This window comes from Flavobacterium ammoniigenes (assembly GCF_020886055.1).
GTDB classification, from domain to species: domain Bacteria; phylum Bacteroidota; class Bacteroidia; order Flavobacteriales; family Flavobacteriaceae; genus Flavobacterium; species Flavobacterium ammoniigenes.
Window position 1 is genome coordinate 1,472,109 of record NZ_AP025184.1, and the last position, 16,130, is coordinate 1,488,238.

Here is a 16,130-nt window from a genome sequence, read left to right on the forward strand (position 1 = left end):
GTTGTATTGCGATGCAAATTTAGTTTAAATAAATAGTTCGAGCAAGAATCAAAAGCAAAGACTTATGAAAAATTAGTTAACAAATGGTTTGCTTTGGTAGGCACCCAAATCTGGTGGTAAAGTTCGGGTTGTTCCTAAAATATCAAACGGAATGAGATAGCTAGCATTTCCTTTTGCGAAAGCTGCGGATGTCGCATCAATATTGAGTTTGTTTTTAGTACTACTTTGAAATTTTGGATCCTGATTCAAGAGTATGTTATTATAATGCGTGGGATCATTAGTAAACTGATATAATGGATTTGTTGCCGCGAATTTCGAATCCAATTTAATTAAACAATTATTGAATTGGTATTCAAATGCAGCTCCCGTTTTTTTGTTTAGTTCCAATTCGTTAGTGTACGAGCCGTAAATAATGCAATTGTTGAAAGTAGCTTTACTTAATGCATTTGTTTCTGGAACAGCCCCTAATTTGAAATTACTTAGGGCAACTGCCATTTGATTGGGAGAATTCCAATTGTTATTAAAAGTACAATGGGTAAAGGTGTAATTCCCACCGTAAGTACAAGCTAAAGCGGCTTCTCCGGCATTGTTAACTAACAGATTTTCCGCAACTATTTTTCCGTTTTGAGCTAAAATTCCATAGTGAGCCGAATTGTAGATTTGAGTGTTTTTGATGTTAATTGAGGTTCCATTGTTATTTTGGATCAACAAACCAATAGATGCATTTTTAATCGTTAAATGATCAATATTTACATTGGTTGACTCGCCAAGCCAAACGGTTTCCCATTGCCCGGGCACATTGGCGTAGTCAGCTTGAAGTCGGTCGCCTAGGAAAACAATTTCGTTTTCCAATTGGCTAGTTGATGAACTTCGTCCATTGATTTGCAGAGAAGCATTATTACCTACAACCAATCCCGAATTGGCGTGAAAATAAACTCTGGCTCCTGCATCAAAAACGGCGGTTTTTCCCAGAGGTACAGCAGCGTAACCATAAATCACATAAGCCTTTTGGTTGGTAAAATGCAATTCGTTATCGTCCAAATAAAAACCTTCTACTATTTTGTTTCCAAGGGGAATTGTTTCTTTTCCTCCGTTGGATAATCGTTTTGGAAAAAGAAAAACAGCCTCTTTGACTAAAGTTACTAGTTCCACTTTTTGAAGGTTGGCTCCGCTGCCAAATTGAATTTGGTCGGTGTACAGAAAATCGGTTGGATTGGCATCAGCCGCATTGGCAGTAGTTTCGATAAATATATAGAGACTGTCTTTGGCCAAAAGTGTCACGTCTTGGAATAGTTTGCCTTGATTACCCGACATACCGTCTACCGTCATTCGGTATTTCGAACTCAATCCTTTGCCTAATTGAATCGAAGGAATGGAAATGTCTTGGTTACTTTTGTTGTATACTTTGAGTTGGAAAGTGCTGGAACCGATAGTGCTAAAAACAGTATCAAAAAAAATGGTGTCTTGTGAAAAAACTAGATCTCCTTTGCTGGCAACAGTCTCAAAATCGGAACGGCAGGCGCAAACCGTGAATAGGATTCCGAGAATAAATAACAATCGATTCAGTTGCATGAAGTAAGTTTTTGGTAAAAATAACGAATAATTAGAAAATTATTGTGGAAAGAATTGGATTCTTGGCCTCAAACCCAACATCTTTAGCTCATTTTATTTTAGGACTTATTATTTATATCCTATTTTTACATCTTCAAAAACTAGAGTATGACATTCGACAAACAAAAGATACTAGACTATTGCAATAGTTTTGCAAACACCACTTTAATGGGCACTTTGAATATTGACTATGTAGATGCTGGGGAAGATTTCTTGGTAGCTACTATGCCTGTGAATCCTTCGGTACATCAACCTATGGGATTGTTGCACGGAGGAGCCACTGTAGCTTTGGCTGAAAGTGTAGGAAGCGCGGCATCAATGTTGTTTGTTAATTCTGATTTATTCGAAGTGCGTGGCATCGAGATTGCGGCCAATCATTTAAAATCGAAACGCAACGGAATCGTTACGGCTACCGCCAAAATTGTTCATAAAGGCAAAAGTATTCACCTTTGGGAAATTCGAATTGTGGATGAAAATGGAAGTTTAGTTTCCCTTTGTAAATTGACCAATATGGTATTACCAAAACGAAAAATCGAATAAATAGAAACATTCCCATGATTTCATTAGTCGATAAGATCGTTCTTCAGCACCAACAAAATTTACCTTTTGTGGTGTATTCCAAACCGAATTCGGATACTGTTTTGGGTTTGTTTCAGCAAAATGATACCTTGTATGAAGTAAACGATTTTTCTGAGAAAGGTTTTGTTTTTGCTTCGTTTGATGGAATTCAAAACTATTTCATTCCTGAAAAGGAATCGGAACAATGGAGTGAAGATTGGTTATCCAACCCGGAAGCATTTTCGAATAAGGAGATGGTTGCTGATAATGATTTAGTTGCACAAACTAATTTTCAGGATTTGGTAGGTAAGGGGATTCAAGCTATACAAAATAAAGAGTTCCAAAAAGTAGTAGTCGCACGAAAGGAAAGTGTTACTCTCGAACATTTCGATTTGGGTACTACTTTTAAAAAATTAGTAGCCCAATACCGTTTGGCTTTTGTGTATTGTTTCTATCATCCAAAAATCGGTACTTGGCTAGGCGCCAGTCCAGAGCAATTGCTAAAAGCAACTGCCAATTCGTTTGAAACAATGGCTTTGGCAGGAACGCAAAAAGATACAGGTGAAGCAACGGTGAGTTGGCCACAAAAAGAACAAGAAGAACAACAATTTGTAACTGACTATATAGTTTCCAAATTAAAGGACTCGGGTGCCCAAATTCAAGTTTCCGATGCTTACAGCGTCAAAGCGGGTAGTCTATGGCACATTAAAACGGATATTTCGGGTGACTTTGGGCCTGCCTTAGATTTGCAAAAAGCGATTCAGTTATTGCATCCTACTCCGGCGGTTTGTGGCGTGCCTAAATCGGTTTCAAAAGCTTTTATTGTAGCCAATGAAAATTACAATCGTAGTTTTTACACTGGTTTTTTAGGCGAATTGAATCGGGATTTTGTATCGGATTTGTTTGTAAATTTGCGCTGTATGCAAATTGAAAACAATCAAGCACATTTGTATATGGGTTGTGGAATTACCAAAGATAGCGATCCAGAAAAAGAATGGAAGGAAAGTGTGAATAAGTCCATGACGATGAAACGAATACTATAGAATTACAAAAAACAATATCAAGATGAAATTAGATATACTGGCTTTTGGCGCACATCCGGACGATGTTGAATTGGGTTGCGCAGGGACAATTTTAAAAGAAATTGCATTAGGCAAAAAAGTCGGAATTATTGATTTGACTCGTGGCGAATTAGGTACGCGTGGTTCGGCTGATTTGCGTGATCAAGAAGCCGATGCTTCTGCTCAAATCTTGGGTGTTTCAGTACGTGAGAACCTTCGTTTTAGAGATGGTTTTTTTGCCAATGACGAAGCGCACCAATTGGAAGTAATAAAAATGATTCGCAAATACCAACCTGAAATAGTTTTGTGTAATGCTATAGACGACCGTCATATTGATCATGCTAAAGGCAGTCAATTAGTTTCAGATGCCTGTTTTTTATCAGGTTTGATGAAAATAGCAACGCAATTGGACGGACAAGCGCAACAAGCTTGGCGCCCAAAACTAGTCTATCATTACATTCAATGGAAAGATATTAAACCCGATTTTGTTGTTGATATAACCGGTTTCACCGATAAAAAAACCGCTTCCATTTTAGCTTATAAATCTCAATTTTACGATCCAAATTCAAAGGAACCGGAATCACCAATAACCAGTAAAAACTTTTTAGAAAGTTTGAATTATCGTTCAAGAGATTTAGGACGATTGGTAGGAGTAGAGCATGCTGAAGGTTTTACTGTCGAAAGGTATTTGGCTGTCAATAGCTTAGGAGATTTGATTTAAAATTGCTTTATTTTTTTTTAAAATTTCTTTGCGAAAGCGAACATTTGTGCTATATTTGCACCCGTTATACAAATGGTGGTTGTAGCTCAGCTGGTTAGAGCATCGGTTTGTGGTGCCGAGGGTCGCCGGTTCGAACCCGGTCATCCACCCAAAAGGCAAAAGCCTCGAAGCAATTCGGGGCTTTTTTTGTACTTATAATCGAAAAATATTTGTTAGGTTTATCTTGATTAATTTTACCGACATGAATCCAATAATTACTCCCAATCAATTAATTGAAGCAGTACAGACCAATACAATCGTATTGGTTGACGCTACTAATAGTCCGACTGCTTTTCAGAATTACCAACAATCCCATTTAGAAGGGGCTTTGTTTGTAGATGTCAATACGCAATTGGCGGATATCAAAGAAGATGTTGCTGTAGGCGGACGTCATCCTTTACCATCTCCGGTAGAGTTTTCCAAAACAATGTCCGATTTAGGAATAATAACCGAAACTTGGGTAGTAGTGTATGACGATAAAAATGGCGCCAATGCAGCTGCGCGATTTTGGTGGATGTTGCGTTCCGTAGGACACGAAAATGTACAAGTGTTGAGTGGTGGCATACAAGCTGCAATTCAAGCGGGTTTTCCAGTTAGTTCTGCTGTCGAAATCCCGAACAAAGCTCCATTATATCCTATTCAAAATTGGCAATGGCCAACGATTGATTTAGAAGGAATGGATGTAATGATTCAACAAGATGCTTTTGTAGTAATTGATGTTCGCGAATCGCATCGCTTTAAAGGCGAAGCAGAACCAATTGATTTGGTTGCGGGACATATTCCAGGAGCGACCAATATTCCTTTTATGGCTAATTTAGACGACCATGGTTTTTTCTTGTCGTCAGAAGAGTTAAAAACCAAATACCAAAATACTCTCGGGTCAATTCCTGTCGAGAATAGAGTAGTACATTGTGGATCAGGAGTAACTGCTTGTCACACAATTTTAGCATTAGCGATAGCCGAATTACCATTACCCAAATTGTATGTGGGTTCTTGGAGCGAATGGTCTAGGAATTACAGAGAGATTGCAACAGATATATAAAAAAAAGCGCTTTGAGTTATCAAAGCGCTTTTCTTTTACTAAATACTTAAAATTATTTTTTAATCACATCCACAACAATTCGGTCTTTTCGGTTGGCTAATTCCCAAGCTATAACGAAAGCTAGTTGTGTTCTTTTTTCTAAAGCATCGTATTCGATTTTGTTAGGTTCGTCTGACTTTTTATGGTAATCAGCATGAACGCCATTAAAGAAAAATACAGATGGAATTCCAAATTTTGCAAAGTTGTAGTGATCAGAACGTTCGTAAAAATGATTAGGATCTTTAGGGTCGTTAAAACGGTAATCCAAATCAAGACCTACATATTTCTGATTCATTGTGGCGCTAATATGATCTAATTCAGAGGACAAACGATTGGCTCCAATAATGTATACGTAATTGTTGGTGTCGGCATGTAACGCATCGCGACGTCCAATCATATCGATATTCACATCGGCAACTGTATTGGCTAATGGAAACAATGGATTTTCAGAATAATAACGAGAGCCTAATAAACCATGCTCTTCACCAGTAACGTGTAAAAACAGAATAGAGCGCTTAGGCCCGTGTCCAGCTTTTTTTGCTGTTTGGAACGCTTGTGCAATTTCTAATAATGCCGAAGTTCCTGACCCATCGTCATCCGCACCATTAAATGCGTCACCATTTTCTATACCCACATGATCGTAATGCGCCGAGATGACAATTACTTCCTCTGGTTTTTCTGAACCTTCAATGAAAGCCCAAATATTTTCTGAATCTGGTAAATTATTATTGCGTTTTTTGTTCAAAAAAGAAGCGGGAACTACTTGGTAAAAATCAGATGCTCCTTTTGGGAATGATACTTGATTTTGTTGGTATTGACTAATTAAATATTTTCCTGCTTTTTTCTGGCCAGTCGAACCTGTTTCACGTCCTTCCATAGAATCGGCAGCAATGATATAAAGGTGTTTTTTTAAATCGTCTGCTGAAATCGTTTTCATGTATTGGGTTGGGTCAACGTTTTTAGTCGCAACCAAGGCCCCATTTTTACAAGAAGATCCTAAAGCGATTAAGGAAAGAAAAAGAATTTTTTTCATTGTAATTTAAAATTGGTTAGTTAATTATTTAAGTAATACTTCGTTTAAGAACAATTTCATATGCTCAAAAGAGCGAGTTGCTGCTTTTTCATTGTAAGCTGCTCCTTTTGAATTGTCGTTTCCGGCATCGATATCTGTAAATGAATGCACTGCATTGGCATAATACACCATTTCCCAATCGGCTTTAGTATCGCGCATTTCTTGTTGGAAACCAGCAATTTCATCTTTAGAAACAAAAGGATCATCGGCACCATGACAGGCCAATACTTTGGTAGTGATCGGATTGATAGGGAGTGTAGTATCTCTACCCAAACCTCCATGAAAAGAAACCACTCCTTTTACTTTCAAATTTTTTCTAGCTGCTTCCAATGCGCCTGTTCCGCCAAAGCAAAAACCAATTACCGCAATATTATCAGGATTGGCACCCGATTGGATCAATTGCGCTAAAGCCAATTCGATTCTTTTTTGATATAAGAGTGTATTTTTTTTATAAAATCCAGACATTTTACCTGCATCAGCGGTAGTTTGTGGATAATTTCCTTCTCCATAAATATCCGCTACAAAAGCATAGTAGCCCAATTTTGATAGTTTTTCAGCAGTAGCTTTGGCATGGGCATCGATTCCTTTCCAAGCTGGGAGTACCAAAATTCCTGGTTTTTGAGCAGTTGCTTTATTGGGTTTGATGGCTAAACCATTTAAAATTTGCGCTTCATCTTTGTACTGAACTGCTTGTAATTGTGCGAATACACCAGTCGTGAAAAGGAGTGCGCCTAATAGAAGGTATTGGAAGATTTTCATTGTTTTTATGTTTTCAACAAATATCGAATTAATATTTGAAATGATTGCTATTCTCCTGGATGGTATTTTCGTTCCGTATTTTTTTCAACATCTTCTTTATAAAAAAGTACCTCTTTGAATTGTGCTTTTTGATACATTTCAGCTTGGTCATTAAAATGTTTTGATTTTGGATTACCACTATTTCCTCCAGCAAGGAGTGATTTTGCTTTTACCTTATCACCAAACTCCACTGCGCAAACAAAACTGTTACCACTGTAACCGTAGCGTTTTTTAGTGTCTTTTTGATATGCACTTTTAAAAGCAGGCAAAGCACCCCACAATACCGATGTATAGCTAATTGGTAGACTTGGAGCAGCATCATCAAAACGATTATCTATTTCGCCAGAGAGTCTTTGAAAGCGATTGATTTCGCCCCATGGCATTTTCCAGGTTCCAAATTGGGTCGTTAATTCAGTAATCACTTCTTGTAATTGTGGAAGGACTTGTTCTGCTGTAAGATGCTGTATGAAATTACGACTGTTTTCTACCTGATCTAATTCGCCTTGATCGATATAGGTTTTTCGTAAAAGCGGGTCTATTTTGAACCCCCATTCATTTGCCAAAGTTAAAGCAATCGAATTTTCAGAACTTGTAAAATCCCATGCAGCTAAAACTTGTATAGCTTCTGAAAGGCTACTGTATTTCGTTTCTCCATTTTGTCTGCTTTTTTCAAATTGTTTGACCGTGGCAGGAATTAGCTCTTCAAAGAAAGGAAGTTGGTTGTTGTATCCGTCAGCAATGATTTTGTCTAAAGTATATTGACCTCCTTTTTGTAAAGTTCTAACCGCATTAATTCCTCTAAAGGTTTCTCCATCAGGTGCCATATATGGTGGGTAATTTTCTTCTTTTGGGCTCTCGTTTCCAGATACTGAAAAGGGAGTAGAGTTACAGTTTTGCAACCAGCCATTTTTTGGATTAAAGAGATGCACTGTTTCTTCTACAGGATGCAAGCCTTTCCATTCAGTTGCAGCAATACTGCCGTCTACTGGTTGTGCCCAATTGAGTTGTGGATCTCTTATGGGAACAAAATTGCCATGCCAATAAGCTATATTTCCTTTATTGTCAGCATAAACTGTATTGTTAGAAGTATTTGCTTTCCAATCCATGGCTCTTTGATACTCAGCAAAATTTTTCGATTTGGTACGTTCCCAACTTTGAATCAAACTATTCATCGAACGGTTATTGGATTTTAAACTAATCCATTTACATTCTCTTTGCGCCATAACGGGACCGTGATGCGTAAAATAAGTAGTGAAAATTTTAGGAACCAACTTTCCGTTCTCTAGATATTTTATAGTTATTTCTTTCTCTTTGACAGGAAGAAGTTTGTTTTCATATTCGTAAAATAAACCGTCTTTCTGACGAACAATTTTTTCGATATAGGTGTCGGCAACATCGACATTGCTAGAGGTGTGCATCCAGCCACAATTTTCGTTAAATCCTTGGTAAACAAAGAATTGCCCCCAAGTTACTGCGCCGTAAGCTTGTAAACCTTCTTCGCTACTAATTTGAATCTCGGGTCTGAAATAAAAAGTAGTATGCGGATTGATATACAAAATCGCATTTCCCGAAGCCGTTTTATTAGGTGCAATAGCAAAACCATTCGAACCGGTTTGCATGTCTTTTTCTTTGGCTACAAAAGCTATTTTATCGTCTGAATTGCCATAGAAATCTTTTAATTCTGTTGTGGTTAGATCGGCAGTACTAATGGCGCCAATACTTCCATCTGTCCACAGTAAAGGAAACCAAGGTTCAAAATGGGTTAAAAGTAGGGGTTTAACTTTTGGGTTTTTGTACAAATAATAATTGATTCCATCGGCATAGCTGTTGAGTAATTTTTTTAGCCAAGGTGCCGCTTTTTGATAATCAGATTTTGCTTCAGTGGCATCAATTAATAAGCGTGTTTCTAAATCATTATATAAAGTAGCCGAACCTTTAATTTCAGAAAGGCGTCCTAATTTTTCAATATAATTCATTTCAACGCGTTGGAAATCGTCTTCACATTGGGCATATAGCATTCCGAAAACAGCATCCGCATCTGTTTTACCATAGACATGAGCAATTCCCCATTGATCTCTAATTATAGTTACTCGTTTGGCTAGTTGTGTTAATCGAATACTTTCGGTGCGACTGACTTGTGCCAATCCTAAAAAGTTAGTTCCTATTAGAAGAACCAATACAATGGTATTATTTATACTTCTCATTAGTTTTGGATACTAAATTGTTGTCCTGCTACATACATTCTCATTTGCATGCTTTCTAAAGAAATCAATTTCTTTGACGGGTATTTTTGAATTCCGATTGGTTTTTTCATGACAACCACTTCACTTTCTCCGACTACTTTGACATTATTTCCATCTACAATAATGGCGGTGCTCTCATCAATTCCAATTCCAGTCAAATTCGGAAACTCTACCATGGCAGAAATCAAGCGGTTGAAACGGCTTCTTACCAAAAAATGCTGGTCAATTATAGCATTGGTAACCAATCCTAAACCTGGAGTGGTTTCTAAGTTATCGTAACGGATAGATTCAAATGTCCCTGAATATTCTTTTTCCAATTTCTGATTACCTGTAATCATATTTTCAGACATTACAGCCGCTCCAGCACTAGTTCCGGCAATAATGCTTCCGTTTTGAAATGCTTTATGTATGGATGAATAAACAGGTGTATTGATCACCACATTCATAAAACGTGTTTGGTCACCGCCACTTATAAAAATAAGTTTTGCTTTTTGTAAGGAGTCGTTGAGCTTTGGATTTTGAACGGTGTTTTTGTCAAAATTTAACATAACTATTTTATTTGGCACTAATTTTTGGAACTGATCTTTAAAATAAATATAAGCGCTATCGGGCTCTTCGCTCGACATTGGCAGTACTACGACATAGTCTGTTTTTTTAAATTGAGCAAGATCAACTACATGCTGCATTAATTGGTCAGAGCGGTTTCCACCGCCAATGATGAATAATTTTCCTTTTGGTTTTTGGGCATTCGTCAATGAAAAACAAAAAATAAGAATTAAACTAAATACAATTTGAATTGTTTTTTCTATTTGATTTTGATATGTAGGTTTCATTTTGGTGAGGATTAAAGTGAAATATTTCTTTTGAAAGCACATCCTAATTCTATGATTGAATCGGTTTTCGCAATTCCGGGGATGGAATCAATTTGTTCGTAGAGAATTTTACGCATGTGTTCGTGATTTTTAGCAATCATTTTGATATACAAAGTGTAAGAACCAGTAATGTAATAACATTCGGTAATTTCCGGAATCTTTTTAAGTGCTTCGATAACTCGATCTGAATCGTGGTCTTTGTTTAAAGTAATACCAGTAAAAGCCCCCCAGTCGTAGCCCACTTTTTTTTCGTTGATTATGGGGCGAATACCTGCTAAAATTCCTTGTTCGGTTAATTTGTTAATCCGTTGGTGCACCATTGTATTGGATATCTTCAAATTAGTGGCAATGGTGGAGTAGGCAATGCGACCATCTTTTTCCAATTCTTTGATGATTTGGATATCGAATTCATCTAATTTTTCCATTGATAGGCATATTAAAAGTTAAATTTACTTTTTTGTGGCCAATAAAAGTAAGTTATTTTTCATTTTGAATTTATGTTTTTATAATAAATTTAAATAAATTAACTTTTTAAAGTTTAATTAATTAAATAATTGACTTTTATTAAAATTAATTAAGTCAAAAAGTATTTTTAAGTGTTAATTATATATTGAATTGACTAAATTTGTTTTGTAATTTTTCAAAATAAATAAACTACTTATGAGTCACGATACTACTACATTATCTGCTACATCAGAAGCATTGATTGCCAAAGAAAATCAATACGGAGCACATAATTACCATCCGCTTCCAGTGGTTTTGGAAAAAGGAGAAGGTGTCTATGTTTGGGATGTAGATGGAAAACAATACTTTGATTTTTTATCGGCCTATTCAGCAGTCAACCAAGGCCATTGTCATCCAAAGATTGTTGGTGCAATGGTGAAACAAGCACAAAAATTAACATTGACTTCTAGGGCATTTTTTAATGACCAACTAGGTCCTTATGAAGAATATGTAACGAAGTATTTTGGTTTCGATAAAGTATTACCAATGAATACGGGTGCTGAGGCAGTAGAAACAGCCTTAAAATTGTGTAGAAAATGGGCTTATGAAGTAAAAGGAATTCCTGAAAATGAAGCGCAAATCATCGTTTGTGAGAACAATTTCCACGGAAGAACGACTACCATAATTTCGTTTTCAAATGACGAATCGGCACGCAAGAATTTTGGACCATTTACCAATGGATTTATTAAAATACCTTATGATGATGTTGATGCTTTGGCGAAAGCCTTGGCTTCCTCGAAAAATATTGCCGGTTTCTTGGTAGAACCAATTCAGGGTGAGGCAGGAGTATATGTACCAACTGAGGGCTATTTGGCGCAAGCCAAAGCATTGTGCGAAGCCAATAATGTGTTGTTTATTGCTGATGAGGTACAAACGGGAATTGCTCGCACAGGAAGATTATTAGCGACTTGTGGCAACTGCGAATGTAAAAAAGGATGCGAAAACAAACCGGAAGTTAAACCGGATATTTTGATTTTAGGTAAAGCACTTTCGGGAGGTGTTTTTCCAGTTTCGGCAGTATTGGCCAATAATGCCATTATGAATGTGATTCAGCCAGGACAACACGGTTCTACTTTTGGTGGAAATCCAATTGCAGCAGCCGTTGCAATTGCAGCTTTGGACGTAATCAAAGAGGAAAATCTGGCTCAAAATGCTGCTTATTTAGGGGAAGTTTTCCGTCATGGATTGAAAGAAATTCAATCTCGAAATCCCTTGATTCAATTGGTTAGAGGAAAAGGATTGCTAAATGCGATTGTGATTGACAGTGAAGAAGATTCAGATTTGGCTTGGGAAATTTGCTTAAAATTCAGAGACAATGGTTTGTTAGCCAAACCAACTCACGGTAATAAAATTAGATTGGCACCACCCTTAGTAATCACCGAAAGTCAAATTCATGAATGTCTCGGAATTATTGAACGTTCCTTGAATGAGTTTAGATAAAATAACAAACCCCAAAAGCGATTTCGTTTTTGGGGTTTCTTATTTTCAATAGTTTTGCTTATTGGATGACCTGAATGTTTCTCTCAAATTTATTGTGGATTACTATAATTAAAAGGCCAAATACCACAGCGGTAATTACCAATATATTATTCATTACACCTTCGACAGTAAATGAAAGTCGAATCAAAATGGTTGAAATGATGAATCCTGAATTCCGAATCACTTTGTGGAATTGGTCAGTGTAAAAAAACGATACGAGTAATAAAATTACATCTACTATTATCAGTAAAGAGAAAAATTGCTCGAAGAATATATTATTGATGTTTTTAAATACTTCGGCCGATTTTTCAAATGTAATTGCTATTTCGACCAACCAACTTACAAAAGAATATATAGCCAAAATAAATACAACTGGAACTAAAAGAGATGCTACATTTTTTTTAATTGCGGTATATTTTAATCTTCCTTTTTCAGTTTTTTCATCGGTTATATCAACATGATATTTTTTTTTGCTCTGGGAATAAAAGATATAAATCAAATAGAAAAGCAATAAAGAGCTAAGTAAATCATAAGTGAATTGCAAATCATATTTTATGGTAAACCAATCGGATGATATTTTTAAATTAGAAAGATCTTTAAAGAGACGTCGCATTATTATCAATAATATGATTTCATATTGCTTGTTTACATAACTAGTAACTGATCGGGGTAAATAGTATATTAATAAATACACTTCGTACACAATAAGGAAAGAGAAAGGAGTATATATAGCCGCTATTGGGCTTTTTAATAGATCTGAAGTGGCATCAATTGAAAGTATAGAAAAATTGATTAAGAAAATTAACCCTAGATGAATTACAAAACTAATAATCGCAATTTGCAAAAAAAAGCGTTCTACTTTAAGTTGTGTATTAGCTGTAAGTAATTGATGTAAATACGAATTAAATATAGATCTAAACATTACGGTTAGTTGTTAATTTCTAGCCAAAGTACTATAAATAATTGATTATAAATAATTTAACCTATTTTTCTGCTTGCCAATTAGAAAAAATATACAACTTTTTTTACTGTTGAATTAATAATCCGAATAGTCAGTTGGATATAAAAATAGAATATCCATGTGCGAAATGGTGTTTTTGTATTTTTCCATTTTAAGTAAGGCTTTCCATTCCGGCGAATCGACAAAAGCTTTCCAATGTGCATCTCTACTTTCTTGGTTGGCAAAGGTGGTTAAGTACATCAAGTTGGGCATTTTTCCACCTGAAACCACTTCGCCATAAAAGACCGGATTGAACTCCAAACGATCAAATATTTTACTTTCTTCTCCACCAATGAACATATCCACTTTGGTGTTATAAATCGCTTCGGTTGCCGATTCATAACTACGCAATTCATACACACGTCCAGAACGCGGGCTGTCTAATTTGGGTAAGGTTAACATAGGATGATTGGAAAAAGCAGTCAAAAGAACCGATTCAATTCGTTCATAGGGTGCTTGATTGTATTTGGCATTGATGTAATCAGTACCAGCTTTAAGATAGACTGGATCTTTGGCTAACTTTTGATCCAATTGTAGAAATTTTTTAGCATTTTTAAACGGGATTACAACAATCAATTTAGTAATGGAATCTGCTGAAAATGTTTTGGGTTTTAAAACCCCAACCGATTTAATTCCTAATTTTTTTAATGCAGGCAAATAGGCGTCTTTTAAATAGTTTTCTGTGACAGTTAATTGCGCTTCTGATTTAAGATTGTAGGTTTTAATTTGGTACAATTCTTTATTTTGTGCTGTGCTAGTAGCGTAGATGGCAATTAGGGCAAAACAATAAAGTAAGGTTTTTATGGTTTTCATAGTGAGTTTTATTTTGTACTAAAGTAAGGTTTGTTTTAGAATAACCGTATGTATTGCAAGATTTATTCTTGTTCCAATGGGTTTAATAGTAAGTTGCCTTTTTCAAAATTGTCTCCAGAAAGAATAAAATAAAGATGTTTTGTTGAAAATATGCGCAACGATTTTTTGAATAATTTTACCTTTTACTTTAAAGTTTTGTACTATTATTTTCAGGTAAAGCATGAAATAAATACATTTAAAAATGTCATCTTGTCAGCCATTTATACGTCAATAACCTTAAAAACTGACAATTTAATTGCTGTCAGTGCCTTGGCACAAAGATTGACTTGTCGACAGCGAGTGATTAAAATGAATATCAAATTAAATTAAATATAATCAAAATGGGTAAAATCATCGGAATTGATTTAGGTACAACCAACTCTTGTGTTTCTGTAATGGAAGGTAACGAGGCAGTGGTAATCCCTAATGCGGAAGGAAAAAGAACAACTCCTTCTATTATCGCTTTTGTTGAAGGCGGAGAAATTAAAGTAGGAGATCCTGCAAAAAGACAAGCGGTAACAAATCCTACCAAAACTATTGCTTCTATCAAACGTTTTATGGGACAATCTTTTTCTGAAACTACTTCAGAAGCAAAAAGAGTTCCGTATTCAATTGTAAAAGGAGACAACAACACACCACGTGTGGATATTGACGGTCGTTTATACACTGCTCAAGAATTGTCAGCAATGACACTTCAAAAAATGAAGAAAACAGCTGAAGACTATTTAGGTCAAACAGTTACTGAAGCAGTTATCACTGTTCCAGCTTACTTTAATGATGCACAACGTCAAGCTACAAAAGAAGCAGGTGAAATTGCTGGTTTGAAAGTTATGCGTATTATCAACGAACCAACTGCTGCAGCTTTAGCTTACGGTTTGGATAAAAAAGGACAAGATCAAAAAATTGCAGTATACGATTTAGGTGGAGGTACTTTTGACATTTCTATCTTGGAATTAGGAGACGGTGTTTTTGAAGTATTGTCTACTAATGGAGATACTCACTTAGGTGGAGATGACTTTGACCAAACAATCATTGACTGGTTGGCAGATGAATTCAAAGCAGAAGAAGGTATTGACTTGCGTTTAGACCCAATGTCATTACAACGTATCAAAGAAGCAGCAGAGAAAGCTAAAATTGAGTTGTCATCTTCAGCTGAAACTGAAATCAACTTACCATACGTTACAGCTACAGCTTCAGGACCAAAACACTTAGTTAAAAAATTAACTAGAGCTCAATTCGAAAAATTATCTGATACTTTGGTAAAACGTTCTATGGAGCCAGTTGCTAAAGCATTAAAAGATGCAGGTTTATCTACTTCTGATATTGACGAAGTAATCTTAGTAGGAGGTTCTACTCGTATGCCAAGAATTGCTGACGAAGTAGAAAAATTCTTCGGTAAAAAAGCGTCTAAAGGGGTAAACCCAGATGAGGTAGTTGCTATTGGAGCTGCTATTCAAGGTGGAGTTTTATCTGGAGATGTAAAAGATGTATTGTTACTTGACGTAACACCTCTTTCTTTAGGTATCGAAACTATGGGTGGTGTAATGACTACATTAATTGAGTCAAACACAACGATTCCAACTAAAAAATCACAAGTATTCTCTACTGCTGCTGATTCTCAACCATCGGTTGAAATCCATGTATTGCAAGGAGCTAGAGCTATGGCTGCTGATAATAAAACTATTGGTCGTTTCCATTTAGATGGAATTCCACCAGCACCAAGAGGCGTTCCTCAAATTGAAGTAACTTTTGATATTGATGCTAATGGTATCATCAAAGTATCAGCTACTGACAAAGGAACTGGAAAATCTCATGATATTCGTATCGAAGCTTCTTCTGGATTAACAGCTGAAGAAATCGAAAAAATGAAAAAAGATGCTGAAGCAAATGCTGAATCTGATAAAGCAGCAAGAGAAAAAGCAGAAAAATTGAACGAAGCAGACGGAATGATCTTCCAAACTGAAAGTCAATTGAAAGAATTAGGTGATAAATTATCTGATGACAACAAAGTGGCCATCGAGTATGCTTTAACTGAATTGAGAATGGCACATCAATCTCAAGACATTCCAGCTATTCAAACAGCTTTGGACAACATCAATGCAGCTTGGAAAAAAGCTACTGAAGCGATGTATGCTCAAGGAGAACAAGGTCAAGCAGAGGCACAACCTCAAGGGGATGCGCAATCAGGTGACAATGTTGAAGACGTTGACTTCGAAGAAGTGAAATAATTTTTATTTCA

The 16,130-nt window shown here is 36.1% G+C and carries 14 protein-coding genes and 1 tRNA gene; 7 read left to right on the forward strand and 8 right to left on the reverse strand.

The window, feature by feature from the left end; all coding sequences use genetic code 11:
- Positions 1–72: 72 nt before the first annotated feature.
- The gene (locus LPC21_RS06785) at positions 73–1,572 is read right to left on the reverse strand and encodes a right-handed parallel beta-helix repeat-containing protein (RefSeq protein ID WP_229316408.1); all 1,500 of its coding nucleotides are present in this window, start codon (positions 1,570–1,572) and stop codon (positions 73–75) included.
- Between the two features lie 147 nt (positions 1,573–1,719).
- Between LPC21_RS06785 and LPC21_RS06790 the strand changes: the two genes are divergently transcribed.
- The 5 genes from LPC21_RS06790 (at position 1,720) to LPC21_RS06810 (ending at position 5,032) form a co-directional block, all read left to right on the forward strand.
- Positions 1,720–2,151: a PaaI family thioesterase gene (locus LPC21_RS06790; protein ID WP_229316409.1), complete on the forward strand. Its 432-nt coding sequence runs from the start codon at positions 1,720–1,722 to the stop codon at positions 2,149–2,151.
- 14 nt (positions 2,152–2,165) lie between these two features.
- Entirely contained in the window at positions 2,166–3,212 is a 1,047-nt protein-coding gene (locus LPC21_RS06795) for an isochorismate synthase (protein ID WP_229316410.1), read from the forward strand.
- Between the two features lie 22 nt (positions 3,213–3,234).
- A complete protein-coding gene (gene bshB1 / locus LPC21_RS06800; RefSeq protein ID WP_229316411.1) occupies positions 3,235–3,951 on the forward strand; it encodes a bacillithiol biosynthesis deacetylase BshB1 in 717 nt (238 codons plus the stop codon).
- Between the two features lie 75 nt (positions 3,952–4,026).
- Positions 4,027–4,100, forward strand: a tRNA-His gene (locus LPC21_RS06805).
- A 92-nt stretch (positions 4,101–4,192) separates the two neighbouring features.
- Entirely contained in the window at positions 4,193–5,032 is an 840-nt protein-coding gene (locus LPC21_RS06810; protein ID WP_229316412.1) for a sulfurtransferase, read from the forward strand.
- Positions 5,033–5,084: 52 nt separating this feature from the next.
- Here the strand turns inward: LPC21_RS06810 and LPC21_RS06815 are convergent, their stop codons facing one another.
- Genes LPC21_RS06815 through LPC21_RS06835 form a run of 5 tightly spaced genes read right to left on the reverse strand, consistent with a single transcriptional unit; the run spans position 5,085 to position 10,481 of the window.
- The gene (locus tag LPC21_RS06815) at positions 5,085–6,104 is read right to left on the reverse strand and encodes a M28 family peptidase (protein WP_229316413.1); all 1,020 of its coding nucleotides are present in this window, start codon (positions 6,102–6,104) and stop codon (positions 5,085–5,087) included.
- A 24-nt stretch (positions 6,105–6,128) separates the two neighbouring features.
- Positions 6,129–6,902, reverse strand: a complete 774-nt coding sequence (locus LPC21_RS06820) for a dienelactone hydrolase family protein (protein WP_229316414.1) — start codon at positions 6,900–6,902, stop codon at positions 6,129–6,131.
- 47 nt (positions 6,903–6,949) lie between these two features.
- Positions 6,950–9,145: a penicillin acylase family protein gene (locus LPC21_RS06825; protein WP_229316415.1), complete on the reverse strand. Its 2,196-nt coding sequence runs from the start codon at positions 9,143–9,145 to the stop codon at positions 6,950–6,952.
- Positions 9,145–10,017, reverse strand: a complete 873-nt coding sequence (locus LPC21_RS06830) for a cyanophycinase (RefSeq protein WP_229316416.1) — start codon at positions 10,015–10,017, stop codon at positions 9,145–9,147. The genes LPC21_RS06825 and LPC21_RS06830 overlap by 1 nt, the downstream gene beginning before the upstream one ends.
- Positions 10,018–10,028: 11 nt before the next feature.
- A complete protein-coding gene (locus LPC21_RS06835) occupies positions 10,029–10,481 on the reverse strand; it encodes an Lrp/AsnC family transcriptional regulator (RefSeq protein WP_229316417.1) in 453 nt (150 codons plus the stop codon).
- Between the two features lie 235 nt (positions 10,482–10,716).
- On the opposite strand from LPC21_RS06835, the gene rocD reads away from it, so the two are divergent.
- Entirely contained in the window at positions 10,717–12,000 is a 1,284-nt protein-coding gene (gene rocD, locus LPC21_RS06840; protein ID WP_229316418.1) for an ornithine--oxo-acid transaminase, read from the forward strand.
- A 58-nt stretch (positions 12,001–12,058) separates the two neighbouring features.
- Here the strand turns inward: rocD and LPC21_RS06845 are convergent, their stop codons facing one another.
- Together LPC21_RS06845 and LPC21_RS06850 are read right to left on the reverse strand one after the other, a co-directional pair.
- On the reverse strand, positions 12,059–12,961 hold the full coding sequence (locus tag LPC21_RS06845) for a hypothetical protein (protein WP_229316419.1): 903 nt from the start codon (positions 12,959–12,961) through the stop codon (positions 12,059–12,061).
- 114 nt (positions 12,962–13,075) lie between these two features.
- Positions 13,076–13,852, reverse strand: a complete 777-nt coding sequence (locus LPC21_RS06850) for an NIPSNAP family protein (protein ID WP_229316420.1) — start codon at positions 13,850–13,852, stop codon at positions 13,076–13,078.
- Between the two features lie 380 nt (positions 13,853–14,232).
- On the opposite strand from LPC21_RS06850, the gene dnaK reads away from it, so the two are divergent.
- Positions 14,233–16,119: a molecular chaperone DnaK gene (dnaK, locus tag LPC21_RS06855; protein WP_229316421.1), complete on the forward strand. Its 1,887-nt coding sequence runs from the start codon at positions 14,233–14,235 to the stop codon at positions 16,117–16,119.
- The last annotated feature ends 11 nt before the right edge of the window (positions 16,120–16,130 follow it).